The sequence below is a fragment of the Thermoflexus hugenholtzii JAD2 genome (assembly GCF_900187885.1).
In the GTDB taxonomy this organism is placed as follows: Bacteria; Chloroflexota; Anaerolineae; order Thermoflexales; family Thermoflexaceae; genus Thermoflexus; species Thermoflexus hugenholtzii.
In genome coordinates this window covers 1,526-2,384 of sequence record NZ_FYEK01000063.1, presented here as the reverse complement: position 1 = coordinate 2,384, position 859 = coordinate 1,526, and the positions used below count along the sequence as shown (strand labels likewise).

The window sequence follows — 859 nt, the reverse complement described above, 5'->3', positions numbered from 1 at the left end:
CAGGAATTGCGGCTGGAGCCGGGGAGGATCACCCCGATGGTCCAGGTCCCGGTGCACCGCTGCGCCTCCCGCCCCGAAGCGCCCCAATCCTGGACCTGGCGGATCTCGTAGGTGAAACCACATATCGTCTGGTCGCCACACTTCTCTCCCTGGCCCTGGGCAGCAGCGGAGGCCGGGTGGCCTGCTGCCCACCCGAACAGCAGTAGGAGCATCAGAAGCAGTTGAGCCAGCTGCACGCGCTGCATCCTACTTCCTCTGTTCCATCCCATCCGGGCGGATTACAAACTCCACCACCGGCCGCAGTTGGGCTGTGTCCACACGGTCCGGGAAGGGATCCGAGAGGCCAGCGCGAGCAAGAAGCTCTGAGCGCCGCCAGAGGGGCAATCCGAACAGTTTCGCCAGGTCCTCCGCCGAGCCCGCCGGCACAACATGGGTTCCCCGGGGTGGCAGGGGGATGCGGAAGGCTGCTCGAACCCAGCGTCGGGCCTTCGGATCGTAGGCCATCGCCAGGATAGTGCGGGAGACCTCCCCGCCTTCGATCCGGTAACGACCCCAGAGGTCTTCTTCCCCTTCCCGGTGCAGCCGCCCCCAGGCCATGCCAGGACTGTCCTGATACACGTAGACCAGGATGGGGAAGTCGGGATCCCCGGTGGCGATCGCCATGTAGGGGAAAAAGAAGCTGTCGATCTGTTTTCCCTGAGCATCATAGCGGGTAGTGAACTCCTCCATCTGACTGGGCTCTACTTGGGCCTGGGGCACCTCCATTCCCGGGGCCCAGAACCAGGGGACGGAGAGGACCTTGCCTTCCACGGAAGGCGCGGGGGCGTTCGGGTTGGGGACCAGGGTGTGGGCCAGGTCT

Annotated in this window: 2 protein-coding genes; both read right to left on the bottom strand. The window is 65.2% G+C overall.

Features of this window, described 5'->3' with window-relative positions:
- Positions 1 to 245: hypothetical protein (locus CFB18_RS12215; RefSeq protein ID WP_143597613.1), on the bottom strand; the 245-nt coding region annotated here is incomplete at its 3' end.
- A 1-nt stretch (position 246) separates the two neighbouring features.
- Positions 247 to 859, bottom strand: a 613-nt coding sequence (locus tag CFB18_RS12210; RefSeq protein ID WP_200808207.1) for a hypothetical protein, incomplete at its 5' end; no start/stop codon positions are given.